26 protein-coding genes are annotated in these 25,464 nt (G+C 72.0%); 15 read left to right on the top strand and 11 right to left on the bottom strand.

All coding sequences use genetic code 11. The annotated features are described in order from the left end of the window. Nucleotides 1-27 precede the first annotated feature (27 nt). From KZC56_RS02870 to KZC56_RS02855, 4 genes are all read left to right on the top strand, one after another. Nucleotides 28-1,527, top strand: coding sequence for a CoA-acylating methylmalonate-semialdehyde dehydrogenase (locus KZC56_RS02870; protein WP_136029537.1), 1,500 nt, complete (start codon nt 28-30; stop codon nt 1,525-1,527). A 17-nt stretch (nt 1,528-1,544) separates the two neighbouring features. Beyond that, nucleotides 1,545-2,726 carry an acyl-CoA dehydrogenase family protein gene (locus KZC56_RS02865; RefSeq protein WP_136029539.1) on the top strand — a complete coding sequence of 394 codons (1,182 nt, stop codon included), beginning with the start codon at nt 1,545-1,547 and terminating at the stop codon, nt 2,724-2,726. Then, nucleotides 2,723-3,610: a 3-hydroxyisobutyrate dehydrogenase gene (gene mmsB, locus KZC56_RS02860; RefSeq protein ID WP_247637816.1), complete on the top strand. Its 888-nt coding sequence runs from the start codon at nt 2,723-2,725 to the stop codon at nt 3,608-3,610. The genes KZC56_RS02865 and mmsB overlap by 4 nt, the downstream gene beginning before the upstream one ends. A gap of 125 nt (nt 3,611-3,735) precedes the next feature. Continuing rightward, nucleotides 3,736-4,512 carry an enoyl-CoA hydratase-related protein gene (locus tag KZC56_RS02855; protein ID WP_136029543.1) on the top strand — a complete coding sequence of 259 codons (777 nt, stop codon included), beginning with the start codon at nt 3,736-3,738 and terminating at the stop codon, nt 4,510-4,512. Nucleotides 4,513-4,604: 92 nt separating this feature from the next. On the opposite strand, the gene KZC56_RS02850 is transcribed toward KZC56_RS02855, so the two are convergent. Genes KZC56_RS02850 through KZC56_RS02840 form a run of 3 tightly spaced genes read right to left on the bottom strand, consistent with a single transcriptional unit; the run spans nt 4,605 to nt 6,052 of the window. Continuing rightward, nucleotides 4,605-5,048 (bottom strand): YdeI/OmpD-associated family protein, encoded by a 444-nt coding sequence (locus KZC56_RS02850; RefSeq protein ID WP_136029545.1) that lies wholly within the window; start codon nt 5,046-5,048, stop codon nt 4,605-4,607. A 9-nt stretch (nt 5,049-5,057) separates the two neighbouring features. Beyond that, nucleotides 5,058-5,516 (bottom strand): SRPBCC family protein, encoded by a 459-nt coding sequence (locus tag KZC56_RS02845; protein ID WP_136029547.1) that lies wholly within the window; start codon nt 5,514-5,516, stop codon nt 5,058-5,060. Beyond that, complete coding sequence (locus tag KZC56_RS02840) at nt 5,516-6,052, bottom strand: MarR family winged helix-turn-helix transcriptional regulator (protein ID WP_136029549.1); 537 nt, start codon at nt 6,050-6,052, stop codon at nt 5,516-5,518. Before KZC56_RS02840 ends, KZC56_RS02845 begins: the two co-directional genes overlap by 1 nt. 173 nt (nt 6,053-6,225) lie before the next feature. On the opposite strand from KZC56_RS02840, the gene KZC56_RS02835 reads away from it, so the two are divergent. Genes KZC56_RS02835 through KZC56_RS02815 form a run of 5 tightly spaced genes read left to right on the top strand, consistent with a single transcriptional unit; the run spans nt 6,226 to nt 11,219 of the window. Next, nucleotides 6,226-7,002 (top strand): electron transfer flavoprotein subunit beta/FixA family protein, encoded by a 777-nt coding sequence (locus KZC56_RS02835; protein WP_247637815.1) that lies wholly within the window; start codon nt 6,226-6,228, stop codon nt 7,000-7,002. 1 nt (nt 7,003) lies between these two features. Next, entirely contained in the window at nt 7,004-7,975 is a 972-nt protein-coding gene (locus KZC56_RS02830) for an electron transfer flavoprotein subunit alpha/FixB family protein (protein ID WP_247637814.1), read from the top strand. A 2-nt stretch (nt 7,976-7,977) separates the two neighbouring features. After that, the gene (locus tag KZC56_RS02825) at nt 7,978-9,972 is read left to right on the top strand and encodes a cytochrome b/b6 domain-containing protein (protein WP_247637813.1); all 1,995 of its coding nucleotides are present in this window, start codon (nt 7,978-7,980) and stop codon (nt 9,970-9,972) included. 54 nt (nt 9,973-10,026) lie between these two features. After that, nucleotides 10,027-10,773 (top strand): hypothetical protein, encoded by a 747-nt coding sequence (locus KZC56_RS02820; protein WP_136034426.1) that lies wholly within the window; start codon nt 10,027-10,029, stop codon nt 10,771-10,773. Beyond that, a complete protein-coding gene (locus tag KZC56_RS02815) occupies nt 10,770-11,219 on the top strand; it encodes a nuclear transport factor 2 family protein (protein ID WP_168443058.1) in 450 nt (149 codons plus the stop codon). Before KZC56_RS02820 ends, KZC56_RS02815 begins: the two co-directional genes overlap by 4 nt. Before the next feature lie 16 nt (nt 11,220-11,235). Here the strand turns inward: KZC56_RS02815 and KZC56_RS02810 are convergent, their stop codons facing one another. Together KZC56_RS02810 and KZC56_RS02805 are read right to left on the bottom strand one after the other, a co-directional pair. Further along, entirely contained in the window at nt 11,236-12,396 is a 1,161-nt protein-coding gene (locus tag KZC56_RS02810) for an NADH:flavin oxidoreductase/NADH oxidase (RefSeq protein ID WP_247637812.1), read from the bottom strand. Next, nucleotides 12,393-13,757, bottom strand: a complete 1,365-nt coding sequence (locus tag KZC56_RS02805; protein ID WP_136034043.1) for an MFS transporter — start codon at nt 13,755-13,757, stop codon at nt 12,393-12,395. The genes KZC56_RS02810 and KZC56_RS02805 overlap by 4 nt, the downstream gene beginning before the upstream one ends. Nucleotides 13,758-13,877: 120 nt before the next feature. On the opposite strand from KZC56_RS02805, the gene KZC56_RS02800 reads away from it, so the two are divergent. Then, a complete protein-coding gene (locus KZC56_RS02800; protein ID WP_247637811.1) occupies nt 13,878-14,912 on the top strand; it encodes an MBL fold metallo-hydrolase in 1,035 nt (344 codons plus the stop codon). Here KZC56_RS02800 and KZC56_RS02795 read toward each other — a convergent pair. From KZC56_RS02795 to KZC56_RS02775, 5 genes are all read right to left on the bottom strand, one after another. Next, entirely contained in the window at nt 14,899-15,333 is a 435-nt protein-coding gene (locus KZC56_RS02795; RefSeq protein ID WP_136034047.1) for a nuclear transport factor 2 family protein, read from the bottom strand. The genes KZC56_RS02800 and KZC56_RS02795 overlap by 14 nt on opposite strands. Beyond that, the gene (locus KZC56_RS02790; protein WP_247637810.1) at nt 15,330-15,773 is read right to left on the bottom strand and encodes an acyl-CoA thioesterase; all 444 of its coding nucleotides are present in this window, start codon (nt 15,771-15,773) and stop codon (nt 15,330-15,332) included. The genes KZC56_RS02795 and KZC56_RS02790 overlap by 4 nt, the downstream gene beginning before the upstream one ends. Continuing rightward, nucleotides 15,770-16,513, bottom strand: coding sequence for an SDR family NAD(P)-dependent oxidoreductase (locus KZC56_RS02785; RefSeq protein WP_247637809.1), 744 nt, complete (start codon nt 16,511-16,513; stop codon nt 15,770-15,772). Before KZC56_RS02785 ends, KZC56_RS02790 begins: the two co-directional genes overlap by 4 nt. A gap of 77 nt (nt 16,514-16,590) precedes the next feature. Next, complete coding sequence (locus KZC56_RS02780) at nt 16,591-18,189, bottom strand: flavin-containing monooxygenase (RefSeq protein WP_247637808.1); 1,599 nt, start codon at nt 18,187-18,189, stop codon at nt 16,591-16,593. Beyond that, on the bottom strand, nt 18,186-19,109 hold the full coding sequence (locus KZC56_RS02775; RefSeq protein ID WP_247637807.1) for an alpha/beta hydrolase: 924 nt from the start codon (nt 19,107-19,109) through the stop codon (nt 18,186-18,188). Before KZC56_RS02775 ends, KZC56_RS02780 begins: the two co-directional genes overlap by 4 nt. 81 nt (nt 19,110-19,190) lie before the next feature. Here KZC56_RS02775 and KZC56_RS02770 point away from each other — a divergent pair, with 81 nt between their 5' ends. Further along, nucleotides 19,191-19,763, top strand: a complete 573-nt coding sequence (locus tag KZC56_RS02770; RefSeq protein ID WP_247637806.1) for a PadR family transcriptional regulator — start codon at nt 19,191-19,193, stop codon at nt 19,761-19,763. Between the two features lie 30 nt (nt 19,764-19,793). Here the strand turns inward: KZC56_RS02770 and KZC56_RS02765 are convergent, their stop codons facing one another. Next, entirely contained in the window at nt 19,794-20,573 is a 780-nt protein-coding gene (locus KZC56_RS02765) for an SDR family NAD(P)-dependent oxidoreductase (RefSeq protein ID WP_136034058.1), read from the bottom strand. A gap of 132 nt (nt 20,574-20,705) precedes the next feature. On the opposite strand from KZC56_RS02765, the gene KZC56_RS02760 reads away from it, so the two are divergent. The 4 genes from KZC56_RS02760 (at nt 20,706) to KZC56_RS02745 (ending at nt 25,432) form a co-directional block, all read left to right on the top strand. Next, nucleotides 20,706-21,932, top strand: coding sequence for an ABC transporter substrate-binding protein (locus tag KZC56_RS02760; protein WP_136034060.1), 1,227 nt, complete (start codon nt 20,706-20,708; stop codon nt 21,930-21,932). 110 nt (nt 21,933-22,042) lie between these two features. Then, on the top strand, nt 22,043-22,900 hold the full coding sequence (locus KZC56_RS02755; RefSeq protein WP_136034062.1) for a branched-chain amino acid ABC transporter permease: 858 nt from the start codon (nt 22,043-22,045) through the stop codon (nt 22,898-22,900). A gap of 2 nt (nt 22,901-22,902) precedes the next feature. After that, on the top strand, nt 22,903-24,720 hold the full coding sequence (locus KZC56_RS02750) for a branched-chain amino acid ABC transporter ATP-binding protein/permease (RefSeq protein WP_136034064.1): 1,818 nt from the start codon (nt 22,903-22,905) through the stop codon (nt 24,718-24,720). Beyond that, nucleotides 24,713-25,432 (top strand): ABC transporter ATP-binding protein, encoded by a 720-nt coding sequence (locus tag KZC56_RS02745; protein WP_136034066.1) that lies wholly within the window; start codon nt 24,713-24,715, stop codon nt 25,430-25,432. The genes KZC56_RS02750 and KZC56_RS02745 overlap by 8 nt, the downstream gene beginning before the upstream one ends. Nucleotides 25,433-25,464: the final 32 nt, after the last annotated feature.

Genomic DNA, 25,464 nt, shown 5'->3' with positions numbered 1-25,464 from the left:
AACGACGGCACGGAGGGATGTCACACAATGACCCGTACGATCCCGCACTTCGTGGGCGGAACGCTTCTCACCCCCGACGACGGACGCTTCGCCGACGTCTTCGATCCGAGCACCGGCGCGGTGCAGGCGCGCGTGCCGCTCGCCTCCGCCGAGGAGGTGCGCCGCGTGATCGCCACCGCCGAGGAGGCGCAGGCCGCCTGGGCCGCGACCAATCCGCAGAAGCGCGCGCGGGTGCTGCTGCGGTTCCTCGACCTGGCGCAGCGCGAGATGCAGTCGCTCGCCGAACTGCTGGCGAGCGAGCACGGCAAGACCGTCGACGACGCGAAGGGCGACATCCAGCGCGGCCTCGAGGTGATCGAGTTCTCCGCCGGAGCGCCCCACCTGCTCAAGGGGGAGTACTCCACCGGCGCGGGCGCGGGCATCGACGTGTACTCGATGCGACAGCCCCTGGGTGTCGTCGCCGCCATCACCCCCTTCAACTTCCCGGCCATGATCCCGCTGTGGAAGGCCGGGCCCGCGCTCGCCGCCGGCAACGCCGTGGTGCTCAAGCCCAGCGAGCGCGACCCCTCGGTGCCCGTCCGGCTGGCGGAGCTGTTCCTCGAAGCCGGGCTCCCGGCGGGGGTGCTCAACGTGGTGCACGGCGACAAGGAGGCGGTCGACACGCTGCTGAGCGACGACCGGATCCGCGCGGTCGGCTTCGTGGGCTCGACGCCCATCGCCGAGTACATCTACGCCACCGCGGCCGCGCACGGCAAGCGGGCGCAGTGCTTCGGCGGGGCCAAGAACCACATGATCGTGATGCCCGACGCCGACCTCGACCAGGCGGTGGACGCGCTGATCGGCGCGGGCTACGGCTCGGCGGGCGAGCGCTGCATGGCGATCTCGGTCGCGGTGCCCGTGGGGGAGGAGACGGCGGACGCGCTCGCGGCCAAGCTCGTCGAGCGGGTCGCCCAGCTGCGGGTCGGGCCCTCGCTCGCGGCCGACGTCGACTACGGCCCGCTGGTCTCGCGCGACGCCGTGGACCGCGTCACCGGCTACATCCAGCAGGGCGTGGACGAGGGGGCGACGCTCCTCGCCGACGGCCGCGGCTTCACGGTGCCAGGGCACGAGGAGGGGTTCTACCTCGGGCCGACGCTGTTCGACCACGTGACGACCGACATGGCGATCTACCGTGAGGAGATCTTCGGTCCCGTGCTCGTGATCGCGAGGGCCGCGGACTACGAGGAGGCGCTGCGGATGGCGTCGGAGCACGAGTACGGCAACGGTGTCGCGATCTTCACGCGCGACGGCGACGCGGCCCGCGACTTCGCCGCCCGTGTGGAGGTCGGCATGGTCGGGGTGAACGTGCCGATCCCGGTGCCCATCGCGTATTACACCTTCGGCGGCTGGAAGCGCAGCGGCTTCGGCGACCTCAACCAGCACGGCGCCGATGCCTTCCGCTTCTACACCAAGACCAAGACGGTGACGAGTCGCTGGCCCAGCGGCATCCGCGACGGCGCCAGCTTCGTCATCCCCACCATGCACTGATCGCCCGAGGAACCGACATGACCATGACCAGCGTCACCACCACCGCCGAGGAGCGCGAGGCCATCCTCGACGCCGTCCGCGAGTTCGCCGAGACCGAGCTCGCCCCGCAGGCCGCCGAGCGCGACGAGAAGCACCTGTTCCCACGGGAGTCGCTCAACCGCGGCGGCGAGCTCGGGCTCGGCGGCATCTACGTGAGCGAGGAGTACGGCGGCACCGGCCTGTCCCGCGTCGACACCGTCGCGATCTTCGAGGAGCTCGCCAAGGCCGACCCCGCGGTCGCCGCCTACATCTCCATCCACAACATGGTGGTGTGGATGATCGACACCTACGGCGACGACACCCAGCGTGCCGCCTGGCTGCCGCAGCTCACGGCCATGCAGGAGTTCGGCGGCTACTGCCTCACCGAGCCGGGGGTCGGATCCGACGCCGCCAACGTGGCGACCAGCGCCGTGCGCGACGGCGACGACTACCTGCTCACCGGCGTCAAGCAGTTCATCTCGGGGGCGGGCGAGGCGGCCGTGTACGTCGTGATGGCGCGGACGGGCGAGCCGGGAGCGCGCGGCATCAGCGCCTTCCTCGTGCCGGGCGACGCCGAGGGGCTGAGCTTCGGCGCCCCGGAGAAGAAGATGGGCTGGCACGCGCAGCCCACCCGGCAGGTGATCCTCGACGGCGTGCGGGTGCCCGCGGCCGCGATGCTCGGCGACGAGGGTCGCGGGTTCGCGATCGCGATGTCGGCGCTCAACGGCGGGCGCCTCAACATCGCCGCCTGCTCGCTCGGCGGAGCCCAGGCGGCCCTCGACCGCGCCGTGCAGTACGTGCACGAGCGGGTGGCGTTCGGGGAGCCGCTGGCCGAGAAGCAGTCGATCCTGTTCGCGATCGCCGACATGCGCACCGACCTCCAGGCCGCGCGGCTCATGGTGCGCGACGGTGCGGAGGCGGTGGACGCGAAGGCGCCGGACGCCACGATGCGCTGCGCCATGGCGAAGCGGTTCGCCACCGACGCCGGCTTCGACGTCGCCAACCGCGCGCTGCAGCTGCACGGCGGCTACGGCTACCTGCAGGACTACGGCATCGAGAAGATCGTCCGCGACCTGCGCGTGCACCAGATCCTCGAGGGCACCAACGAGATCATGCGACTCATCGTCGGCCGGGAGATGCTGCGGCCGGCGGGGTCGGCGTCGATGCGGAGCGCCTCATGACCCGCGTGGCCTTCCTCGGCCTCGGCCACATGGGCCTGCCGATGGCGAAGAACCTCGTCGCGGCGGGACACGAGGTGCACGGCTTCGACCTCGTGCCCGCGGCCGTGGAGGCGGCGCGGGCGGCCGGGATCCTGGTGGCGGCCAGCGGCGCGGAGGCCGTGACCGACGCGGAGGTCGTGATCACGATGTTCCCCGCCGGGAAGCACGTGATCGAGGCGTATCGCACCGAGCTGCTGGCGGCGGCGCGCCCCGGCACCCTGTTCATCGAGTCGTCCACGATCGCGGTCGACGAGGCCCGCGCCGCGCACGCGCTCGCGCTCGCCGCCGGTCACCGCAACATCGACGCCCCGGTGTCCGGCGGGGTCGTGGGCGCCGAGGCCGGGACGCTGGCGTTCATGGTGGGCGGCTCGGACGAGGACTACGCGGCGGCACTGCCGCTGCTCGAGGTCATGGGCAAGCGGATCGTGCACTGCGGTGGCTCGGGTCTCGGCCAGGCGGCGAAGGTCTGCAACAACATGGTGCTCGCGGTGTCGCAGATCGCCGTGGCGGAGGCGTTCGTGCTCGGCGAGCGGCTGGGGCTCGAGCACCAGGCGCTGTTCGACGTGGTGTCGCAGGCGTCGGGGCAGTGCTGGTCGATCACGACGAACTGCCCCGTGCCCGGTCCGGTGCCCACGAGCCCCGCCAACCGCGACTATCAGCCCGGCTTCGCGGGGGCGCTCATGGCGAAGGATCTCGGGCTCGCGCTGCAGGCGATCGAGCAGACCTCCACCGACGCGAAGATGGGCCGGCTCGCGCAGCAGCTCTACGCCGCGTACGCCGCGGGCGACGGGGCCACGCGCGACTTCTCCGGCATCATCACCGACATCCGCGACGACCGCGTGTAGCACCCCCGTCGCGGAGCGCGGAGCGCCGGCGACCGGACGACCGGTGCCCGAGCGGGAGCGCCGGCGACGGGGCGACCGACGCGACGGGCGATACTGAAGCAGAACCACGACGGAGAGGGAGACAGATGACCGAGTACGAGACGATCCTGGTGGAGCAGCGCGGACGGGTCGGATGGATCACCCTGAACCGCCCGCAGGCCCTCAACGCGCTGAACAGCACCGTCGCCGAGGAGGTCACGGCCGCCGCGCTCGCCTTCGACGCCGACGACGGCATCGGCGCGATCGTCGTCACGGGTTCGGAGAAGGCGTTCGCCGCCGGAGCCGACATCAAGGAGATGGAGGGGATGTCGGCGGCGCAGATGCGCGAGACGGATCACTTCGGGGCGTGGCGGGACTTCGCCGCCGTGCGCACCCCGGTCATCGCCGCGGTGTCGGGCTTCGCGCTCGGCGGGGGGTGCGAGCTGGCCATGATGTGCGACATCATTCTCGCGGCCGACACCGCGCAGTTCGGACAGCCCGAGATCAACCTCGGGGTCATCCCGGGCATGGGCGGCACGCAGCGGCTCATCCGCGCGGTCGGCTACTACAAGGCGGCCGAGCTCGTGCTGTCCGGCCGCTTCCTCGGCGCGGAGGAGGCCGAGCGGGCGGGACTGGTGTCGCGCGTCGTGCCCGCGGCGGAGCTGCTGGCCGAGGCGACCGCGCTCGCGGACGGCATCGCGGCGAAGTCGCTGCCGTCGGTGTACGCCGCCAAGGCCGCCCTCGATGCGGCCATGGAGACCACGCTCGCGGAGGGCCTCGCTCATGAGAAGGAGGCGTTTGCGGCGCTGTTCGACACGGCCGACCAGAAGGAGGGCATGGCCGCGTTCCGCGAGAAGCGCCAGCCCGACTTCCAGAACCGCTGACCCTGGTTCACGGCTCCTCAGAGACGCGGGACTGTTGCGCGCACCGCGCGGTGTGGCGCCGGTTCGCCCGGGGTCCTGAGGGCTGTGAACGGTCAGCCGCGGAGACCGTCGAGGATCTTCGCGATCCGGCGGTCGCGCGTCGCCGGCTGCTTGGCCTCGGCGACCGCGCGCGCGTGCTCCTTGCGGGCGCTGGGGGAGAGGGCGTCGAAGGCCGCCCGCAGGGCGGGGTCGGCGTCGAGCGCCTCGGCCAGCGCGGGCGGCACGTCGACGGTGCGCTCGGCGGTGTCGAGGCGGATCACGGCGTCGACCTCCTGGTCGATCTCCACCCCGAGGTCGGCGCGAACCGCCTTGCTGAAGCCGATGAGGTTCTCGCCGCCCATGCGGGCCAGCCGCAGTCGCGCGGTGCGGCCGCCGATGGTGACGGCGACGGGGAAGCTCTTGCCGGCCCCGAACGAGGCGACCTGCTCGTCGGTGAGCTGGATCGCCGCGGCGGGACCGCGACCGGTGAGGACGGTGTGCAGGCGCAGTTCGCTCATGCCCAGAGGTTACGCCCGCCGCCCCTCGATCGCAGCGACCAGGGCGTCGTTGCGCTCGCGGATGAGCCGTTCCATGTAGCGGCCGAGCACCAGGGCGTCGACGAGGCGGCCGAGCGGCCCGAGGGGCGAGTGGAACGCGATGGTGTCGCGCATGAGGGTGCCGCGCGGATGCGGTTCGAAGACGTGCTCGTGCCGGAGGTCGCCGAACGGCCCGCGGAGCTGGCGGTCGGTGAACCGGGACGGCGCCTCGATGTCGAAGACCACGGAGCGCAGCCGGAAGGGGATGCCGAAGTGCCGCGCGCGCCAGGTCACCGTCGACCCCTCGGAGAAGCGGCCACCCGCGGGTTCTTCGATCATCGTCTCGCCGTAGCGGGCCATCGACGCGAGGTGCAGGGCCGGGTCGAGCGCGGCGTCGAACACCTCCTGCGGGGGCGCGGCGACGACGGTCTCGATCACGAACCGGGGCATCAGAGGGGCTCGGGGAGGGGGCGGGGGTCGATGAAGTCCCCGGCGTCGCGGCGCATGCGGGCGACGATCGCGACCAGTTCGGCGGCGTCGTCGTGGCTCAGGCCGGGGTCGGCGAACACGTCGGCGTTGAGCGCGGCGGTGGCACGCTCGACCAGGTCGCGTCCCTCCGCGGTCAGTGCGAGCATCGCGGCCCGGCCGTCGTGCGGGTGCGGCTCGCGCACGACGAGGCCGTCGCGGACCAGGCGCTCGGCGGTGCTGGTGACCGTGGTCGCATGCACCTGGAGGCGCGCGACGACGCTCGACAGCGGAAGCCGCCCGGTGCGGCTGAACGCGAGCAGCCGCAGCACCTCATACCGCGCGAAGCTCAGCGCGAAGGGCTTGAGGGCCGCGTCGACCCGGGCGAGCAGCAGCTGCTGCGCGCGCATGACCGAGGTGACGACCGTCATGCCGTCGGCCGCGTCGGTCCAGCCGTGCGCCACCCACTGCCGCTTGGCTTCGGCGAGCGGATCGACGGGGAGAGGGCGAGGGCGGACCACGTCTCTACGGTACCGGCGCGTCGCGGGTTGCCTCGGACGCGGTCGCGCAGGGCGTGGCTGTCGGTTATGTATACATTCACCGCGGATTCGCGGGCCGCAGCCGGGGGTTTCCTCGGTTTTTGGCTACATAGACCGCCATGCCGATAGACTCGCCGTGTCGTGAGGAGCATTCGATGAAGATCTTCGTCCTGGTCAAAGAGGTGCCGGACACCTATGGCGATCGCAAGCTGGATCTCGAGACGGGGCTCGCGGATCGTGCGGCCGGAGACGTCGTGCTCGACGAGATCACGGAGCGGGCCCTCGAAGTGGCCCTGAGCCACGCCGACAAGAACGAGGGCACGGAGGTCGTCGCCCTCACCATGGCACCCGAGGGGTCCACCGCGTCGGTGCGGCGCGCGCTCGCGATCGGTGCCGGTTCGGCCATCCACATCGCGGACGAGCAGCTCGCCGGTGCCGACCTGGGGCTCACCGCGGAGGTCCTCGCCGCGGCCATCCGTCGTGGCGCCCCCGACCTCGTCATCACGGGCAACCTCTCGACCGACGGCTCCGGCGGTGTGATCCCCGCCATGCTCGCCGAGCACCTGGGCTGGGCGCAGGCCACCGCGCTCACGTCCGTGGAGATCACGGCGGACGGCGTCTCGGGCACCCGGGGTGCGGACTTCGGCGGGCAGCAGGTCACGGCACCGCTGCCCGCGGTCATCTCGATCACCGAGGCGCTTCCCGACGCCCGGTTCCCGAACTTCAAGGGCATCATGGCGGCGAAGAAGAAGCCGCTGGAGGTGGTGACCCTCGCCGACCTCGACGTGTCGGCCGATCCCGCCGCGGCGCCCCGCACCATCATGACCGCGGTCGCGGAGAAGCCGCCGCGCGCCGCGGGCGTCAAGATCACCGACGAGGGCGATGCCGCCGACAAGCTCGTCGACTTCCTCGTGCAGAACAGGCTGGTGTGACATGGCGTACCCCGAGAACCCGATCCTCGTCCTGGTCGACCTCGACCCGTCGGGCAACGCCGCCAGCAGCACCGCCGCTCTGTTGGGGGCTGCGGCCGGCATCGGCACCCCCGTGGCTCTCGTCGTGGGCGGCGGGAAGGAGGCCGTGGATCAGGCCGCGGCCGCCGGTGCCGCCGTCGTGCTGACCGCCGAGGGCGATGCGACCGCGCTCACTGTGCCGCTCGTCGACGCCCTGCAGGCCGCGGTCGCACAGGTGCAGCCCGATGCGGTGCTCGTGTCGAACTCGATCTCCGGACGCGACGTCGCCGGTCGCCTCGCGGTGCGCCTCCCCGGTGCGCTCGCCGTCGACGCCGTGGGGGTCTCCCGCGACGAGGAGGGCGTCGTGGCCCACCACTCGGTGTACGGCGGGGCCTACCTCGTCGATGCGGCCGCGACCTACGGCACGCTCGTGGTCACGGTGCGGCAGGGCGCGGTCGACGCGCGGGCCGAGGCCGTCGCCTCCCCGCAGGTCGAGCAGCTGACGGTCGCCCCGTCGGGTGCGGTCGCGGCGACCGCCGGTCCGGTCGAAGCCGTCGAGGCCACGTCGACCCGGCCCGAGCTGCGCGGGGCGACCCGTGTCGTCTCCGGGGGGCGCGGCCTGGCGTCGAAGGAGAAGTTCGTGCTCGTCGAGGAGCTCGCCGACGCCCTCGGTGCGGCGGTCGGCGCCTCGCGCGCGGCCGTCGACGCGGGCTACATCCCCCAGTCGCACCAGGTCGGGCAGACGGGTGTCTCGGTGTCGCCGCAGCTGTACGTCGCACTCGGCATCTCCGGCGCGATCCAGCACCGGGCGGGCATGCAGACGTCGAAGAACATCGTCGCGATCAACAAAGACCCGGAGGCGCCGATCTTCGACGTCGCGGACTTCGGCATCGTCGGCGACGTGTTCACGATCGTGCCGCAGGTGATCGCCGCGCTCGAGGCGCGGAAGAAGTAGTCATGGCCACGCGGATGCTGCGACGCGGTCTGCCGCGTGTGCCCGGTGGCGAGCCGTGGCCGCCGGCCGACGTGTCCGTCGAGGTCGCGGATGCGGCCTCCGTCGGTGCGGATGAGGCGTCGGCGGCCCTCTCCGGCTCGCAGGCGCAGTCCGGGACCGCTGTCGGTTCCGCGGCCGCGGAGGACGGTGCGAGCGGTGTCGGCGTCGCGGCCGCATCGCCCGTGATCGAGACCAGCGCCGAGACGACCCCGCCGGCCGAGCCGAGCGCGAGCTCTGCGGCCTCCTCTGTCGCCGCGACGCCTCCCGCGACGGCCGCATCCGGGCCGTCGCGTCTTCGTCGAGGCCTGCCGCGCGTTCCGGGCGGAGAGCCCTGGCCGCCCGCGTCGGCCTCCGCCGGGCTCGGATCTGCGACCGGCGCCGAGCCCGCCCCCGTTCCCGAGGCCGCTTCGGTGACGGCTGCGCCCGGTGCCGCTGCTTCGGTGGCAGCTGCTTCGGTGGCGGCTGCGCCCGGTGCCGCGGCACCCGGTGCCGCGGCACCCGGGATCGCCTCGCCCGCCGAGGGTGCCGCGACTGATGCGCCCGGAGCCTCGATCGCGGACGGCGCGCCGTCCGCCCCCGCGCCCACACCCGGCGCCGCGACGGTGCGCCGGGGTCTGCCGCGCGTCGCCGGTGGCGAGCCGTGGCCGCCCGCCGGGACCGTGCCGTCGTCCGCCGGGACCGTGCCGTCGTCCACCGGGACAGCTGCCGCTCCCGCCGCTGCTGCCGCTTCCGCCGCCACTGCTGCTGCCGCTCCCGCCGCTGCTGCCGCTCCCGCCGCCGCCGCTGCTGCAGCTTCCGCCGCCGCTGCCGCTGCTGCCGCTCCCGCCGCCGCCGCTGCTGCAGCTTCCGCCGCCGCTCCCGCCGCTGCCGCCGCTCCCGCTGCCGCCGCTGCCGCTTCCGCCGCTGCCGCCGCTTCCGCCGCTGCCACCGCTCCCGCCGCCGCGACGCCGAGCACGACGGAGATCGTGCCGGCCGCCGACCTCGCGACGCCGCTGCCGTGGACGCGGACGGTGTGGAACGGCCGTGCGCCGCGTCACCTCACGACCGCTCCGGACACGGGTCGCCGCCGCCCGACCTGGACGCAGGCGATCACGGGGCTCTTCGGTGCCGCGGCCCTGGGCGTGCTCGCCGGCGCGGCCGTCGCGCTGGTGCGGGCGCTGCTGAGCGTCCCGTTCATGCAGGACTTCCTGGCTGCGTTCCCCGGCGAGTACGAGCCGGCGATCCCGGTCGAGCCGGGCTTCGCGCCGTGGGTCAACTGGGCGCACTTCTTCAACATGTTCCTGATCGTGCTGATCATCCGCTCGGGGCTGCAGGTGCGCACCGAGAAGCGGCCGACCGTGTTCTGGACGCCGCGGAACAACCCCAAGGGAAAGATCAGCCTGAACCTCTGGTTCCACCAGGCGCTCGACATCCTGTGGCTCGTGAACGGCGTGGCCTTCGTGGTGCTGCTCTTCGTCACCGGGCACTGGGTGCGCATCGTGCCGACGAGCTGGGAGGTCTTCCCGAACGCGCTGTCGGCGGCCCTGCAGTACGTCTCGCTCGACTGGCCGCACGAGAACGGCTGGAACAACTACAACAGCCTGCAGCAGCTCGCCTACTTCGTGACCGTGTTCGTGGCGGCGCCGCTCGCCGCCGCCACCGGTTTCCGCATGTCGGGGCTGTGGCCGAAGAGGGCGGAGCGGCTGTCGAAGGCGTACCCGGTGGAGTGGGCGCGCGCGCTGCACTTCCCGATCATGCTGTACTTTGTGGCGTTCATCGTCGTGCACGTGGCACTCGTGATGCTCACCGGGTTCCAGCGCAACCTCAACCACATGTTCGCGGCGCAGGATGCGGCGACCTGGACCGGGTTCTGGGTGTTCGTGCTCTCGCTCGTCGTGATCGCGGGCGCGTGGGCGGCGGCGCGTCCGCTCGTGCTCGCCCCGATCGCGAAGCTCTTCGGCAAGGTCTCCGGTCGCTGATCGCCCGAGGCGAGCGGGTGTTGACAGGTCACCAAGCAAACGCTTGACTGGGGCGTGTCGCTGCCTCTCGCCTTCTTCTCCTTCGTCCGTCTCGACGACCGCTCACAGCACGCCGAGTACAACCGCTGGCATCAGCTCGACCACCGGCCCGAGAACCTCGCCCTGCCCGGCGTCGCAGGGGGAGACCGGTGGGAAGTGCGACCGACGGGTGATGGTCTGGCCACAGGGTCACTCGCCGGCGCTGTGGACTTCGTCGCCATGTACTGGTTCCGCGACCCGGTCGACGAGTCCGTCGCCGCGTGGGATGCGCTCGGGGAGGCCTCGTTTCAGTGGGGTCGCGGGCCGCTGCTCCCGGGCATCCAGCGCCCCCTGCTCGCGTTCTTCCGTCCGGTGAAGGGCTATGCCGCCCCGCGCGCTCTGGTGTCGCCCGACGTGCTGCCCTACCGCCCGAACCGCGGACTGCACCTCACCGCCACCCGCTTCGCCGAGCCGCATGGCCACAAGGCCCACGAGGCGCATCGGCGAGAGGACCGCGAACTCATCCCGGCCCTGCTCGACGTGGACGGCGTCGCCGGCGCCTGGACCTTCTCGTACAGCCACCCGCAGCGGCACTCCTCCCTGCCGTTCGACGAGAGCCCGGCCGATGAGCCGGGGTCCCTGCGCCTCCGCCTGCTCTATCTGGAGGACGATCCCGACCTCGTGACCCCGGCTCTGCGCGCCGTGGAAGAGCGGTTCCCCGGGGCGGGCGAGGTCGTTCTGTCGACCCCGGTGCACACGATCATCCCGTGGCAGGACTGGTGAGCGCCGATCTCGAACGGCGGCTGCGGGCGCTCGAGGACCGCGCAGAGATCGCCGAGCTGATCGCGCGGTACGGGCCCGCCGTGGACAGCGCGGACGCCGCCGAGGTCTCGGCGCTCTGGGCGGCGGATGGCACCTACCGCTTTGACGACACGGTTCTGGACGCGGACGGTATCCGGACCCTGGTCGACCTGCCGTCGCACCGCGAGTATCTGCGCCGCGGCTGCGCGCACGTACTCTCCGCCCCTCGGATCGAGATCGACGGGGACACAGCGGTGGCCGTGACGCACTCCGTGGTGCTGCTGCGCGACGGCGACCACTGGGAAGCGGAGCGGGTCAGCGCCAACCGGTGGGAACTGGTGCGCACGACGAACGGATGGCGCGTGCGGGAGCGCCGCAATCACCTGCTCGACGGGGATGCGGTCGCCAGAGAGCTGCTCGCTCCCTGAGTGCTCGGGCTCCGGCTCAGCCCTCGAAGCGCGAGAGCGGGGTCTCACCCGCGGCGGCGAGCCGGGCGAGCGTCCGCGCGCGCGGACCGAGGGCGCTGCCGAACCGCACGTCCCATCCCTCGTGGCTGTCGTCGCCGAGCGCCGCGCGCGCGTGATGCGGCCAGTTGGGGTCGTCGAGCGCCTCCCGGCCGAGCAGCACGAGATCGGCGTCGCCGTGGTCGAGCAGTCGATCGGCCTGCACGGGGTCCACGATCAGGCCCACCGTCGCGGTCGGCACCCCGGCCTCGTCGCGGATGCGGCGGGAGAAGTCGGCGTGGAAGGCGAAGCCGCGACGGACCCTGGTGTCCGTCGAGCGGTCGGTGGTGATGCTCCCGGACGAGGTGTCGATGAGGTCCACGCCCTCCGCGGCGAGGGCGCGCGCGATGCCGACCGTGTCGTCGATCCCCAGTCCGTCCGCGGCGCCGTCGACCGCGGACAGCCGGAACGACAGCGGGATGCCGTCGCCGATCGCCGACCGCACGGCGGCGACCACCTCGCGCGGGTAGCGGAGCCGGTTCTGCGGACTGCCGCCGTACGCGTCGGTGCGACGGTTCGACACGGGGGAGAGGAACGAGTGCAGCAGGTAGCCGTGGGCGCCGTGCAGCTCGACGAAGCGGAACCCCGCGGCGACCGCCCGCACCGCGGCGTCGTGCCAGTCCTGCACGGAGCGGGCGATGTCGGCCGCGGTGACCGCCGCGGGCACGGCGTGGCCCGGTCCTGCCGCCAGGGCGCTCGGGGCGTCGAGGGGCCAGGGGCCGTGGCCGACCGCGGCGTCGGTCTCGTCCAGGGGTGCACCGGCCCGCCACGGCTCGCGCACCGCTGCCCGCCGCCCCGCGTGGCCCAGCTGCACCCCGGGAACGGCGCCCGCGGCACCCACGACCTCGGCGACCCGACCCCACCCCGGCACCTGCTCGTCGCTCCACAGCCCCGCGTCGAACGGCGAGATGCGGCCCCGCGGATGCACGGCCGTCGCCTCGGCGATCACGAGCCCCGCACCACCCAGGGCGAAGCGTCCGAGATGCGCGACGTGGAAGTCGGTCACGAAGCCCTCACGGGACGCGTACATGCACATGGGGGAGATGCCGATGCGGTTGGGCAGCGTCACGGAGCGCAGGGTCAGTGGCGAGAACAGGGTCATGGCGACTCCGGGAGACGGGGGAGGCGGAGGACGGTGGCGAGCACGGCGGTCACGGCACCGCACAGCGCTGCGGCGCCGAAGCACAGCAGAAGCGCCTGCTCGGACAGGAAGGACGGATCGGCGGCCGAGGGCAGGGCGGTGATCGCGAACGCGAAGAGAGCGGCGACGACCGCGCCGGACAGCGTGCGGATGACCGAGTTCACACCGTTCGCGGTGGCGACCTCGTCTGGAGGGACCGAGGCGGTGATGAGCGACGGCATCGCCGCGAACGCGAACGCCACCCCCGCGCCGACCAGTGCCGAGCCGAGCAGGACGGGCAGGGCCGCGCCGTGGAACAGCATCCGCAGCAGGAACGCCGCGGCCATGAGCGACGACCCCAGCAGCAGGGCGCGCTGCCCGCCGAAGCGGCTGATCACACGGGCGGCGAGGGGCGCGAGGGCGATCATCGTCACGGCGGACGGCAGCAGGAAGAGCCCGGCGGCGGCGGTCGTGGTGGCCAGGCCGTAGCCGGTCGCGGCGGGTGCCAGGGCCTCCTGGGTGGTGAGCAGGTGGTTGGCGTACATGCCGGCCGTCGCGAAGAACGAGGCCACGTTGATCGGCAGGATCGGTGCGCGCAGGCTCGTGCGCACGTCGATCAGCGGTGCCGGGTGCCGTCGCTCCCACAGCAGCCAGGCGAGCAGTGCCGCGGCCGCGAGTGCCGCGAGTCCGAGCGTCGGCACGCTGGCCCATCCCCAGTACTGACCCCGCGAGATGGCGAGCAGCAGGGCCGTGAGCCCGAGCGCGAGCAGCACGGCCCCGATGCCGTCGAATCCCCGCACGGGTCGCGTGGGGGCTTCATCGATGCGCAGCCGGATGAGCACGCAGAACACGGCGCCCACGATGGCGGAGCACCAGAACACGGCCGGCAGTCCGCCCCACGCGAGCAGCGGCCCGGCGAGCACGAGGCCCAGCGCGGAGCCCATGCCGAGCGTGCCGCTCATGAGGGCGATGCCGAGCACGGCGCGGCGGCGGGAGACGAGGGCGCTCAGGAGGGCGATGCCGATCGGCACCACGGCGGTGCCGAATCCCTGGAGCGCCCGGCCGATGAGCACCGCGAGGAATCCGGGCACGACGGCCGCGATGACCGATCCGGCGACGAGCAGCGCCATGGCCACGAGCAGCATCCGCCGGCGGCCGTGCAGGTCGGCGAGCCGCGTCACCACCGGTGTGCCGACCACCCCGGTGAGCAGGGTGACCGTGATGAGCCAGGACGCATCGGCGGCCGTGGTGCCGAGCAGGGCGGGCATGAGCGGCAGGATGGGCACGATGAGCGTGAACTGCAGGGAGGTCAGCATGCCGCATGCGGCGAGCAGTGCGACCACTGCGCGCTCGTGGCGCTCTCGTCCCGACTCCACTGTCACCGTCCCGCTCGCGGGACCGCGTCCCAGGCGTCAGGCTAGCCGGATCTCGTGAAATGAACAAGCGATTGCTAGGGTGGTGTCATGAACGCGGTAGCGGACGACGTGGTCCCCGTCGACGAGGCGGAGCGGACGGCGTGGGATCGCGGCGAACTGTGCCCGCCCGCCGAGATCGCCCCCGGCCTGTGGTGCATCCCGGTCGAGATCCCCGAGGGTACGCTGCCCGGCACGCTCGCCTACGCCGTGCTCGGCGGCGACGGCGTGCACCTGATCGATCCGGGGTGGGACACCCCGGGCAACCTGTCCCGCATCGAGGAAGCGCTCGCCGCCGCCGGCCGCGCGCTGTCCGAGCTCGCGACGGTCGTCGTGACCCACCACCACCCCGACCACCTCGGGCTCGCCGCACGGCTCCGCGACCGCACGGGAGCCCGCATCGCGATGTCGTCCGCCGAGCGACGGGTGCTGGGTGTCGTGGTCGATCCCGCGGCCACCGACCCCGCGGCCTACCGCCATACGGTCGAGCGCTGGGGCGTCCCCCGCGATCGCCACGCCGAGCTCCTGGCGTCGTTCACGCGTCCGTCCCTCACCGGCGACGTGGAGCCCGACGTGCTGCTCGCCCACGGCGACGTGCTCGACCTCGGCGGGCGGCGCCTCGAGGTCGTCGCGACCCCGGGGCACACGGGCGGTCACGTCTGCCTCGCCGACCGAGAGGCGCGACTGCTGTTCACGGGCGATCACGTGCTGCCGCGCATCTACTCGGGTGTCGGCATCGGCGTGCTGCCGGGCGATGAGCCCCTGGGCGACCTGCTCGACTCGCTCGACCGCCTGGCGCCGTTCGACGCCTTCACGGTGCTGCCCGGCCACGAGTTCCGGTTCACCGGGCTGAGGGAACGGCGGGCTCGGATCGCGGCCCACCATCTGCGTCGCACGGCCGAGGTGGCAGCGCTGGTCGACGAGCTCGGCGACAGCCCGGTGTGGGAGTACGCGCAGCGCCTCACGTGGACCGCGGGATGGCAGGGGCTCGACGGATTCTGGCTGCACTCCGCGCTGCGGCAGACCGAGATGCACCGCGAGCTCGTACGCAGCGGCCGGGCCCGCGCGTGGCTCAGCCCCGGCTGATCACGCGTCGCCGCAGCAGCCAGCGGTCGCCGTCGCGCACGAACTCGTCGGCGTACACCCCCATCGCCGCGAGCACCGGCGCCCCGTCGGTGCCGCGGTAGTAGCGGAAGTAGGCGCGCGACCGCGCCCGGTCGCCGTCCACCTCGACCGCGATGCTCGACACGTCGTGCCGCGTGTGGGTGCCCGGGCCCTGGATGCCGGCCGCACGGCGCTCGTGCACGCCCGCGAGCAGCGCCGCCCTCCCGGAGATCGTCTGCACGTCCATCGGCAGGTCGGTCGCGTCGGTGAGGTCCCAGACCGCGTCCGGAGTGAAGCACCGCACGTACTCCGCGGGGTCTCCCGCGTCGGCCAGGTGGGCGATGCGGGCGAGCAGCATCGCGATCTCCTGACGGTCGCCGATCGTGCGCAGGTCGACGCTCATGCGGCGCCCCGTCCCGCCCAGCGCTCCAGGTGCGCGCGCAGGTCGGCGGGGATGCGCACGGGCTCCTGCGCGGGGGAGACCGTCACGACCGTGTTCTCGGCGCGCGCGACCGGCACGTCGTCGTCGAGTCGGGTCATGCGGAACGCGAACCGGAATGACGAGGCGCCGATGCGTCCCAGACGCAGGTCGATGCGCACCTCGTCGAACAGGCGGGCTGCGGCAAGGTACTCGCACGTCGTGGCGCGTGACACCGTCCACCACCCGAAGCGCTCGACCAGCGTGTCCTGCCGTAGCCCCTGCAGATAGAGGAACTCCGACTGCAGCGCCTCCATCTTCGGGAACCAGGCGGCGTAGTAGAGGATCCCCGCGGGGTCGGTGTCCGCGTAGCTGAGGCGGGTCGTGTGGGAGTGCAGCACCGGGCGCTCGGGCTCCGTGCTCACTGGGTGACCGTCCAGCCCCCGTCGACCGGGAGGAAGACGCCGTTGACGTAGCCCGCGAGCGGCGAGAGCAGGAACAGTGTGGCCCAGGCGATGTCGTCGGGCGTGGCCATGCGCTTCAGCGGAATGCGCGTGAGGACACGCTGTCCGGTCTCGCTGCTCGCGAACCCGGCGAGCCGCGGGGTGTCGGTCATCCCGGGCGCGACGCCGTTGGAGCGGAACTCGTGGGCGCGGTGGGCGGCGAGGTGGCGGACGTAGCCCATGATGGCGGCCTTCGCGGCGGAGTACCACGCGCTGTCGGTGCCCACGAGGTTGCCGGCGACCGAGGTGGTGGCGACCATCGCGGCGCCGGTGCCGGGACCGGCCGCCGCCCAGGCGTCGGTCACACGGCGCACGCTGCCCACGCAGATCTCCAGGGCACGGTCGAAGGGGAGTGTGGAAGCAGACGCGGGGCCGGCGTTGTTGTGCAGGTAGCGCACCGGGCCGAGGGTGGCGGCGGCGTCGGCGAAACCCGCGGACACGGCGGCATCGTCCGACACGTCGGCCACCCAGGTGTGCACCGCGGGGGCGATCGCGCGCACCTGCGTCGCGGTCTCCTCGAGTCCCTCGGGGTTCAGATCCCACAGGCTCAGGGCCAGTCCGAGCTCGGCCGCGCGCACGGCGGTCGCCCGGCCGATGCCGCTGCCCGCGCCGGTGATGAGCACCGCGTCTCCCGTGGTGAATCCGAGGTCGATGGCACTCATCCCGCGCTCCTTTGCCCAAGCATTTGCTTGTTTGACTCTAGCGGCGAGGTCGTCCGAAGGCCAGCCAGACTGCGCGATCAGCGCGACGACAGCACGAAACCGCGGAATCCGGCGGCGGCGACCTCCTCGCACCGGTCGATGTAGGCCTTGAAGCCGCCGATGTACGGCAGGAAGCCGCGAGCCTTCCCCGCGATGTTGGCGCCGGTGTACCACGAGGGTGCGGAGCCGAACAGCGTGCGGTCGGCGAGCTCGAGGGAGTGCGCCGTCCACGCCTCCGCCGCATCCGCGCGCGCCTCGATCGACGTGAACCCGCGGTCACGGCAGTGCGCGATCATCCGCAGCGCCAGGTCGCCCTGCTGCTCCGACGTCAGCGCCATGTTCGACAGCACGCTGGGGCTGCCCGGGCCGTTCAGCACCAGCAGGTTCGGGTACCCGGGCAGTCCGATACCGAGGTAGGTGGAGGGAAAGCCGCTCCAGTCCTCGCGCAGCGAGTGGCCCTCGCGGCCCCGGATGTCGATCGCCGTCAGGGCCCCGGTCATGGCGTCGAAGCCCGTGGCGTACACGATCACGTCGTGCTCGCGGTGCCGGGCGGCCGTGCGGATGCCGGTCGGGGTGACCTCGGCGAGAGGCTCCGTGCGCAGATCCACGAGCGTCACGTGCGGGGCGTTGAACGTCTCGTAGTAGCCCGAGTCCGTGCAGATGCGTTTGGTGCCCACGGGGTGATCGCGCGGGGTCAGCGTCGCGCGCACCTCGGGATCATGCACCCGCTCGGCGAGCTTCTCCTCGAAGAACAACCGCGCGGCGTCGTTGATCACCGGGTCGACCGTGAGGCCCTGAAACGCCTTCGCGAACAGCACGCCGCCGCGGGTCCAGCTCTCCTCGAACACCGCCCGCCGCTCCTCCTCGCCGGTCTCCGCGAAGGGCACGGGATGACTCGTCCACGGCGAGCCCGCGGCACCGTTCCACGACAGCTCGCGCCGTCGCGGCAGGGCCCGCTGCTGCTGTGCCCACTCCTCGTCGTCGATCGGACGGTTGAACGCGGGCACGCTGTAGTTGGCGCTGCGCTGATACACCGTGAGCTCGGACGCCTGCTCCGCGAGCAGCGGGATGGCCTGCACACCGGACGACCCCGTGCCGATCACGGCCACGCGCCGCCCCCGCAGGTCGACCGGGCCCTCGGGCCAGGCGGAGGTCTGCAGCACGGTGCCGGCGAAGGTGTCGCGCCCGGGGAGATCGGGCAGCTGCGGCTTCGAGAGCCCGCCCGTCGCCATCACCAGCCACCGCGCGGTCGCCGTCAGCCCGGTCTCCGTGCGCACCTCCCAGTGCTGCAGCCCCTCGTCCCAGGTCGCGGCGGACAGGCGCTGCCCGAACCGGTAGTGGCGGCGCACGTCGAAGCGGTCGGCCACGTGGTTCAGGTAGCGCAGGATCTCGGGCTGTGTCGCATAGCGCTCGGTCCATCGCCATTCGCGCTGCAGCTCGTCGTCGAACGAGAACGAGTAGTCGATGCTCTCCACGTCGCACCGCGCACCGGGGTAGCGGTTCCAGTACCAGGTGCCTCCCACGTCGTCGCCGGCCTCCAGCCCGAGCACGTCGAGCCCGGCCCGTTCGGCGTGGATCGTGGTGTACAGCCCGGCGAGGCCGGCGCCGACGACGAGGAGGTCGTGCTGGGTGGTCATGTCTGCTCCTTCGCAGGGGTGGGGGTGAGCGCGCGCACGTCGCTCCAGAGGAGGGCCGCGGCGGACGCGGCGGGGCCGTAGCCGGGGATCGTGAGGAATCCGTGGAACTGGTCGGGATGGTGTCGCTCGACCACGGGCACCCCGGCGGCGCGGAGACGCCGGGCGTACAGCGCCCCCTCGTCGCACAGCGGGTCGAGCCCGGCGGTCACGACGACGGCGGGCGGCAGATCGCCCAGGTCGTCGACCGCGAGCGGCGTGACGTCGGGGTGGACCCGGTCGGCGGTGTCACCGAGGAAGGTGCGCCAGTAGTGGGCGAGCAGCTCGGCGGTCACGAAGTACCCCGCGGCTCGCGTGCGATGGCTCTCCGTGGCCATGGCCGGGTCCAGGAACGGGTACAGCAGCACCTGGCCGACGACGGGGCTGTGGCCGCGGTCGCGGAGGGCGATCGCGGCGCCGGCGGCGATGTTGCCCCCCGAGCTGTCCCCTGCGGGGAGCAGCCCGTGCGGCGCGAGGCCCGCCGCCACCGCCCAGTCCGCGGCGGCCACGAGGTCGTCCCGGGCGGCGCCGGGTCCTGCCTCCGGCGCGAGCCGGTAGTCGACCGACACGACGATCGACTCCGTCTCCCGCGCCCAGCGCCGGCAGAAGCCGTCGTGTCCGGCGATCGAGCCGTGCAGAAAGCCGCCGCCGTGCGCGTACACGGTGGTGGGCGCGCCATCGCGGATCGTCGCGGGGCGGTACACGCGGATCGGGATCGGGTGCGTGCCGCGCGCGACCACCGCGTCCTCCGCGTCGGCGTCGTCGAGGTTCGCGGCGGGGCGGATGCGCGCATCCACGGCGGCGCGTCCCGCCAGCGGGTCCATCGTCCAGATCGGCGGGAACGTCGCGTTGAGCAGGTCCAGCATCCGGGTCGTCTCGTCCACCTGATCTCCTTCGATCGGCGTCGGTATGACTGTTAGTCATAGTACGATCAGGAATATCTCACTCAACGACGAGGAGGTCAAGTGACCGATCACGAGAACACCCCGGAGCTGCCGGAGCTGCCCGCCACGAGCTGGGCCGTCCTGGGCATCCTGTCGTTCGACACCGAGCTGTCGGGCTACGACGTCAAGCAGTGGGCCGACCAGAGCCTCGCGTTCTTCTACTGGGCTCCGTCGCAGAGCCAGATCTACACCGAGCTGCGCCGGCTGGAGGACCTCGGCCTCGCGGTCTCCCGGGTGGAGCAGACGCACGCCGCGAAGAGCCGGCGCCTGTACGCGATCACCCCGCTCGGACGCGACCACATGCGGCGCTGGACCGACGACGTGCCGCCCGAGCCGGTGGTGCTCAAGCACCCGCAGATCCTGCGCCTGTGGGCCGCGCACAACGGCGATCTCGACCGCCTGCGCGCCGCGCTCACCGCCTACCGCGACGAGGCACTGCGGACCGCTGAGGACGCGGGGGCGCACGCCAGGGGAGCCGAGCGCGAAGAGGCGTGGCGGTTCTCCGGGGTCGCCCTGGAGTGGGCGGAGCGGTTCAACCGCGACGAGGCCGCCCGCATCGACTGGCTGCTCGAGCGCCTGCAGGGCATGCGATGACGCCGGGCCGCGCGTGACCGTCCCCGGGGCTCAGAGCCCGAAGCCCCCGTCGACGTCGAGCTTCTGCCCCGTGATGAACCCGGCCGCGGGCGACGCGAGGAAAGAGACCGCCGCGGCGATGTCGTCCGCGGTGCCGAAGCGGCGCATCGGGATGTTGGCCATGGCCACGTCGAGCGCCCGCTGGTCGAGGTCGCCCGAGGCCATGAGGCGGGCCGACATGCCGTCCCACAGCATCCCGGGGCCCACGGCGTTCACGCGCACGCCGAAGCGGCCCTCCTCCGCGGCGAGCCCGCGCGCCAGTGCTTCCACCCCGCCCTTCGGGGCCACCGAGAGCCCGTCGCGGACGGGGTATCGGCGGGTGCCGGCGCTGGTCACGACCGTGAGCGAGCCGGACGCCTGGCGCAGGGCGGGCAGGAATGCCGAAGCGATCGTGAAGAAGCCCACGAGGTCGTCGTCCACCTGGCGGGCGAACTGCGCTACGGGGACCTTCGACAGGTGCACCATCGGCACGTGGGGACCGGCGGCGTGCACCACCGTGTGGATCGCACCGTGGCGCGCCACGAGGTCGTCCGCGAGGGCGCGGGCGGCCTCCTCGTCGCGCACGTCCAGGCGGTGCAGCTCGATGTCGGCACCCAGGGCCGTGCGCACCTCGGGGGCGGGCACGGAGCGGTGGGTGACGACCACGCGCATGCCCGCCGCGGCCAGGCTGCGCGCGATCGCCGAGCCGATCCCTCCGGTGCCTCCCGTCACCACGGCGACGCCGTCGAGGGGGGAGGGCTGGCGGGCGTCGATGCTCTGCTGAGTGTCCATGAGCGGCGAATCTAACAGCAGTTCCGTCATCAACCAAGCAATTGACCGGTTGGGCATTGTCCGGGTGATCCGAGTGTGATTTACTAAGCAAGCGTTTGGTCGCTCTAACTCAACGATGAGAGAGGTTCGGAAATGCGATTCAAGAGGCTCGCGGCAGTCGCCGCAGGGATCGTGGTGTCGTCCATGGCGCTCGCCGGCTGCTCCGGCGGCGATGCGGACGCCGACAACAGCGGCGGCGGGGACGCCGGGGGCGACCCGATCAAGATCGTGGTGCTGGGCGGCATGGGCGCGGAGGGCATCCTGGCGGACAACGCCACCACCGCCGTCACGGCAGCCCTCGCCTCCGTCGACGCCGTCAACGACATGGGCGGCATCCTCGACCGCGAGGTCGAGATCACGCATCTGGAGGACAACGCCGACCCGACCGTCGCCGTCACCAAGCTGCGCGAGTACATCGCCACCGAGGGCAAGCCCGCCCTCGTGATGAACTCCGGCCCTTCCACCATCACCGAGGCGATGCTGCCGATCCTCACGCAGAACCAGATCGTGTCGTTCAACATCGGCCCGACCACCGGCTCCGGCGACCCCTCGGTCAACCCCTACAGCTTCGACCTGAGCGCGTCCGTGCCCGACTACCTCGGCTCGTTCGTCGCCGAGATGGAAGATCGCGGCTACGAGGACGTGGCCATCCTGCACGGCTCCAGCGCCTACGGCGAGCTGTTCGGACAGCTCGGTGAGACCACCTTCGCCGACGCGGGCTTCACCGTCACCGGCAACGAGGGCTTCGACAACGCCGCGCTCGACATGACCCCGCAGCTGTCGGCGCTCCAGCAGGGCGACCCCGACGTGCTCGTTCTCGACGCCTACGGCGCCCCGCTCGGCTACGTGCTGCAGAGCCTCGAGAAGCTCGGCTGGGACGTGCCGGTGATGGGCAACTCCTCCGTCGCCGCGACCGGTCTGATCGCCACGCCCGCCCCCGACGGCGTGCTCGGCACCGATCAGGTGAAGAACCTCACCATGCAGGTGTACTCCAGCACCCAGTACAACCCCGACGACACCAAGGTCAACGACGCCGTGGAGCGCATGCTCGCCGCGGGCGACATCAAGTCGTCGCTGATCCTCGCGTACAACTACGACTCGGCGCTGCTGTTCAAGGCCGCCGCGGAGAAGGCCGGTGGCATCGACGACCCCGACGCCCTGGTCGAGGCGCTCATCGACCCCGAGGTGCAGAAGGCGGCCGAGACGGCGATCCTCGCCAACTACGCGTTCGAGAAGGACGCGCACAGCCCGCACGTGAGCCCGGACCAGTTCGCGTTCATCCCGCCGGGCGAGCTCGTCAACGGTCAGTTCCAGCCCTGACCCGGCCGGCGAGCGACCACGGCCGGCGGCTCGGATCCCCCGCGGATCCGAGCCGTCGGCACACGGAGCCCGCCGCCTCGAAGCCACAATGATGGAAGGACCCGACCGCAATGACCATCATCTGGTCCGGCCTCGCGCTCGGTGCGATCTACGCACTGGTGGCGATCGGCTACAACATCGTCTTCCTCTCCCAGAAGACCTTCAACTTCGCCCAGGCGGCGCTCATGATGCTCGGTGCGTTCCTCGCGTACGTCGGCATCGTCGTCTGGGGTCTGCCCTGGTGGCTCGTCGCGATCGGCGCGGCCGTGATCGTCGGCGGGATCGCCGCGCTGGAGGAGCGCGTCGCCATCCGACCGGTGAAAGACCCGCACAACCTGCTCGTCACCACGCTCGGCGCGTCGATCATCATGGAAGGCGTCGCACAGGTGATCTGGGGCGGTGAGCCCAAGCGTGTCCCCTTCTTCATGGGCGACCAGGTGCTCGAGTTCCTCGGCGGCCGCGTGTACCCCGTCGAGATCGCCCTGATCGTGCTCGTGATCGTGCTCGTGGTGGTGCTCACCCAGTTCGCGAAGCGGAGCATGACCGGCATCGCCCTGCTCGGCATGAGCGAGAACCGGGAGGCGGCCCAGCTGCGCGGCGTGAACGTGCGGCGCTTCGCCCTGCTGGCCTTCATCTTCACGGGGGTGCTCGCCGGGTTCCTCGGCGTCTTCGTCGGGCCCAAGACCTACGCGGTCGCGACCCTCGGCGCCTCGCTCGCGCTCAAGGGCTTCGTGGTGCTCGCCATCGGCGGCTTCGGGTCGCTGGGCGGCGTGCTGGTCGGGGGGCTGATCGTCGGACTCGCCGAGGCCCTCGCCACGCGCTACATCGGCGCGGACTACGCGGGGCTGACGGTGTTCTTCATCCTGATCGTGATCCTGATGGTCAAACCGACGGGGCTCTTCACCCGTCGCGTGGAACGGACGGTGTGACCATGGCCGCTCTCTGGCTGAAACTGCGTGCCGTCCCCGGGTGGCTCTGGCCGCTCGCCATCGGCGCGGTGCTGCTCGTGCTGCCCTTCCTGGGGCTCAACTACGGCGCGACCCGGCAGATCGAGCTCACGCTCATCCTCGCCCTCATCGTGCTCGGCCTGAACCTCTCGCTCGGCTACGCCGGCGAGCTCGCGATGGGTCAGGTCGCCATGTACGCCGCCGGTGCCTACGCGGCGGGTCTCGCCAACAAGGCCGGCGTGACCGACATCTGGCTGCAACTGCTGATCGGCGGAGGGGCCGCCCTGATCGTCGGCCTGATCTCCGGCATCCCCGGGCTCCGGCTCGGCAGCTGGTCGCTCGCGATGACCTCGTTCTTCCTGATCCTGATCGTCCCCGACGTGCTGTCGATCTTCAAGGAGGAGACCGGCGGTCGCAACGGCCTGGCCGGCATCATGCCCGCGACCTCCTTCGGGCAGATGATCGACGGGCGGACGTACTACGTGCTGATCGTCGCGATCGCGATCGTCGTGTTCGCCCTCATCCGCAACCTCGTCGTGTCCGACCACGGCACCGCCCTGCGCGTGCTCAAGCAGAGCCCCGTGCTGGCGTCGTCCATGGGCATCTCGGTCTTCCGCGCCAAGCTCACCGCGTACGCGATCGGCGCGGTGCCGGCCGGCATCGCGGGCGTGCTGTTCGCCAACCTCGACCTGTTCATCTCGCCGGAGGCGTTCGCGTTCTCCTTCGCGATGACGGTGCTCGCGGCGTCGATCTTCGGCGGATCCGCAAGCATCTACGGGGCGCTCATCGGCGCGGCCGTGCTGCAGTTCGGCATGAACCAGTCGACGAACTTCAGCAAGTTCGGCCTCATCATCTCCGGTGCGTTCCTGCTCATCGGAGGGGTCGCATTCACCGGCGGTCTCTCCGGGCTCGTGCGCAGCCTCGTGCGCAAGGCCGACATCGCTGCGAAGCGCAGGGTCGGCATCGAGCCCGTGCCCGCAGCCCCGGCCGACGTCGAGAGGCTCGACGGCGCCCTGCTGCGCACCGACGGTGTCTCGAAGGCGTTCGGTGGCAACCAGGCGCTCTCGAAGGTCTCGATCGAGGCGGCGCCGGGCGCGGTCACCGCGATCATCGGGCCCAACGGCTCGGGCAAGACCACGCTGCTGAACATGATCTCGGGGTTCTACCGCACCGACGCCGGCACGATCGAGCTCGACGGGCGGCCCATCCAGGGGCTCTCGTCGTATCGGGTCGCGCGGGCCGGAGTGTCGCGCACGTTCCAGACCCCCAACATCCCCGAGAAGCTCACCGTGTTCGAAGCCGTGCAGGCCGGGTGCTACGCGACCGAGCGCGCCAGCGTGTTCGCGTCGGTGCTGCGCCTGCCGTCGTTCTGGCGGGCGCGTCGGGAGAACCGCGCGGCGGCCGAACGTGCCCTGGCACTGGTCGGGCTGAGCGCGCAGCGCGACGAGCCGGCCGACTCCCTCCCGCTCGGCAACCGCCGCCTGCTGGAGGTCGCCCGCAGCCTCGCGGCCTCGCCCCAGGTCGTGCTGCTCGACGAGGTCGCCTCCGGCCTCGACGAGGACGAGCTGGAGGTGCTGGAGAGCCTGGTGCGCCGGCTGCGCGACGCCGGGATGACCGTGATCCTCGTGGAGCACAACTTCCAGCTGGTGCTGCGTCTCGCCGACGACATCTACGTGCTCGCCCAGGGCGCGGTTATGGCGCACGGCACACCGGAGCAGATCGAGAGCAACCCGCGCGTGATGGAGGAGTACCTCGGCGTCACGGCGGAGACCAACGCGGCGGGAGGCGGCGACCATGAGTGACGTGCTGCTGGAGGTGTCGGCGCTGCAGACCGGCTACGGCGACCTGACCGTGGTGCGCGACGTGTCGCTCACGGTGCGGTCGGGAGAGATCACGGTGCTGCTCGGTCGCAACGGCGCCGGCAAGACCACCACGCTGCGTGCCATCACCGGATTGAACCGGGTCACGGGCGGGTCCGTCTCCTACCTGGGGGCGCCCCTCGCCGACGCGCCGCACAAGCGGGTCGCGCGCGGGATCTCCTACGTGCAGGAGGGCAAGAAGGTCTTCCGTGAGCTGACGATCGAGCAGAACCTGATCCTCGGCGGCTTCTCGCGACGCCTCGGCAAGCGCGGCCTCGCCTCCTCGGTCGACGAGATCTACCAGCTGTTCCCGATCCTCGGCAGCAAGCGGGCCCTCCCGGCTGCGAGCATGTCGGGCGGACAGCAGCAGATGCTCGCGATCGGGCAGGCGCTCATGGCGAAGCCGAAACTGCTGATCCTCGATGAGCCGAGCCAGGGCCTGGCCCCCGTGATCGTGAAGGAGGTCATGGAGCGGGTGCACGAGCTGAAGGCGACCGGCATCGGCATCCTCCTCGTCGAACAGGCGGTGCAGGAGTCCGTCGCGATCGCCGACGAGGTGGCCGTGATAGAGATGGGCCGCACGACGCTCGCGGGCGCCGCGGCCGACGTGTCCCTGGAGGATCTGCAGCGGGCGTACTTCGGCGCGGTCGCGTGACGGCAGGCGGTCCCGGGGGTGTCCGCCGCTAG

Source organism: Microbacterium sufflavum, from assembly GCF_023091155.1.
GTDB lineage: Bacteria > Actinomycetota > Actinomycetes > Actinomycetales > Microbacteriaceae > Microbacterium > Microbacterium sufflavum.
This window is presented reverse-complemented; position numbering and strand designations above follow the sequence as displayed.

What these genes read in the sequence shown, in the direction of transcription:
- KZC56_RS02855 (WP_136029543.1), top strand. Translation starts at nt 3,736, where the DNA reads ATGACCGAGTACGAGACGATCCTGGTGGAGCAGCGCGGACGGGTCGGA.
- KZC56_RS02795 (WP_136034047.1), bottom strand. Translation starts at nt 15,333, where the DNA reads ATGAGCGTCGACCTGCGCACGATCGGCGACCGTCAGGAGATCGCGATG.
- mmsB (WP_247637816.1), top strand. Translation starts at nt 2,723, where the DNA reads ATGACCCGCGTGGCCTTCCTCGGCCTCGGCCACATGGGCCTGCCGATG.
- KZC56_RS02745 (WP_136034066.1), top strand. Translation starts at nt 24,713, where the DNA reads ATGAGTGACGTGCTGCTGGAGGTGTCGGCGCTGCAGACCGGCTACGGC.
- KZC56_RS02830 (WP_247637814.1), top strand. Translation starts at nt 7,004, where the DNA reads ATGGCGTACCCCGAGAACCCGATCCTCGTCCTGGTCGACCTCGACCCG.
- KZC56_RS02760 (WP_136034060.1), top strand. Translation starts at nt 20,706, where the DNA reads ATGCGATTCAAGAGGCTCGCGGCAGTCGCCGCAGGGATCGTGGTGTCG.
- KZC56_RS02845 (WP_136029547.1), bottom strand. Translation starts at nt 5,516, where the DNA reads ATGCCCCGGTTCGTGATCGAGACCGTCGTCGCCGCGCCCCCGCAGGAG.
- KZC56_RS02800 (WP_247637811.1), top strand. Translation starts at nt 13,878, where the DNA reads ATGAACGCGGTAGCGGACGACGTGGTCCCCGTCGACGAGGCGGAGCGG.
- KZC56_RS02825 (WP_247637813.1), top strand. Translation starts at nt 7,978, where the DNA reads ATGGCCACGCGGATGCTGCGACGCGGTCTGCCGCGTGTGCCCGGTGGC.
- KZC56_RS02865 (WP_136029539.1), top strand. Translation starts at nt 1,545, where the DNA reads ATGACCATGACCAGCGTCACCACCACCGCCGAGGAGCGCGAGGCCATC.
- KZC56_RS02785 (WP_247637809.1), bottom strand. Translation starts at nt 16,513, where the DNA reads ATGAGTGCCATCGACCTCGGATTCACCACGGGAGACGCGGTGCTCATC.
- KZC56_RS02835 (WP_247637815.1), top strand. Translation starts at nt 6,226, where the DNA reads ATGAAGATCTTCGTCCTGGTCAAAGAGGTGCCGGACACCTATGGCGAT.
- KZC56_RS02765 (WP_136034058.1), bottom strand. Translation starts at nt 20,573, where the DNA reads ATGGACACTCAGCAGAGCATCGACGCCCGCCAGCCCTCCCCCCTCGAC.
- KZC56_RS02810 (WP_247637812.1), bottom strand. Translation starts at nt 12,396, where the DNA reads ATGACCCTGTTCTCGCCACTGACCCTGCGCTCCGTGACGCTGCCCAAC.
- KZC56_RS02850 (WP_136029545.1), bottom strand. Translation starts at nt 5,048, where the DNA reads ATGAGCGAACTGCGCCTGCACACCGTCCTCACCGGTCGCGGTCCCGCC.
- KZC56_RS02755 (WP_136034062.1), top strand. Translation starts at nt 22,043, where the DNA reads ATGACCATCATCTGGTCCGGCCTCGCGCTCGGTGCGATCTACGCACTG.
- KZC56_RS02780 (WP_247637808.1), bottom strand. Translation starts at nt 18,189, where the DNA reads ATGACCACCCAGCACGACCTCCTCGTCGTCGGCGCCGGCCTCGCCGGG.
- KZC56_RS02870 (WP_136029537.1), top strand. Translation starts at nt 28, where the DNA reads ATGACCCGTACGATCCCGCACTTCGTGGGCGGAACGCTTCTCACCCCC.
- KZC56_RS02750 (WP_136034064.1), top strand. Translation starts at nt 22,903, where the DNA reads ATGGCCGCTCTCTGGCTGAAACTGCGTGCCGTCCCCGGGTGGCTCTGG.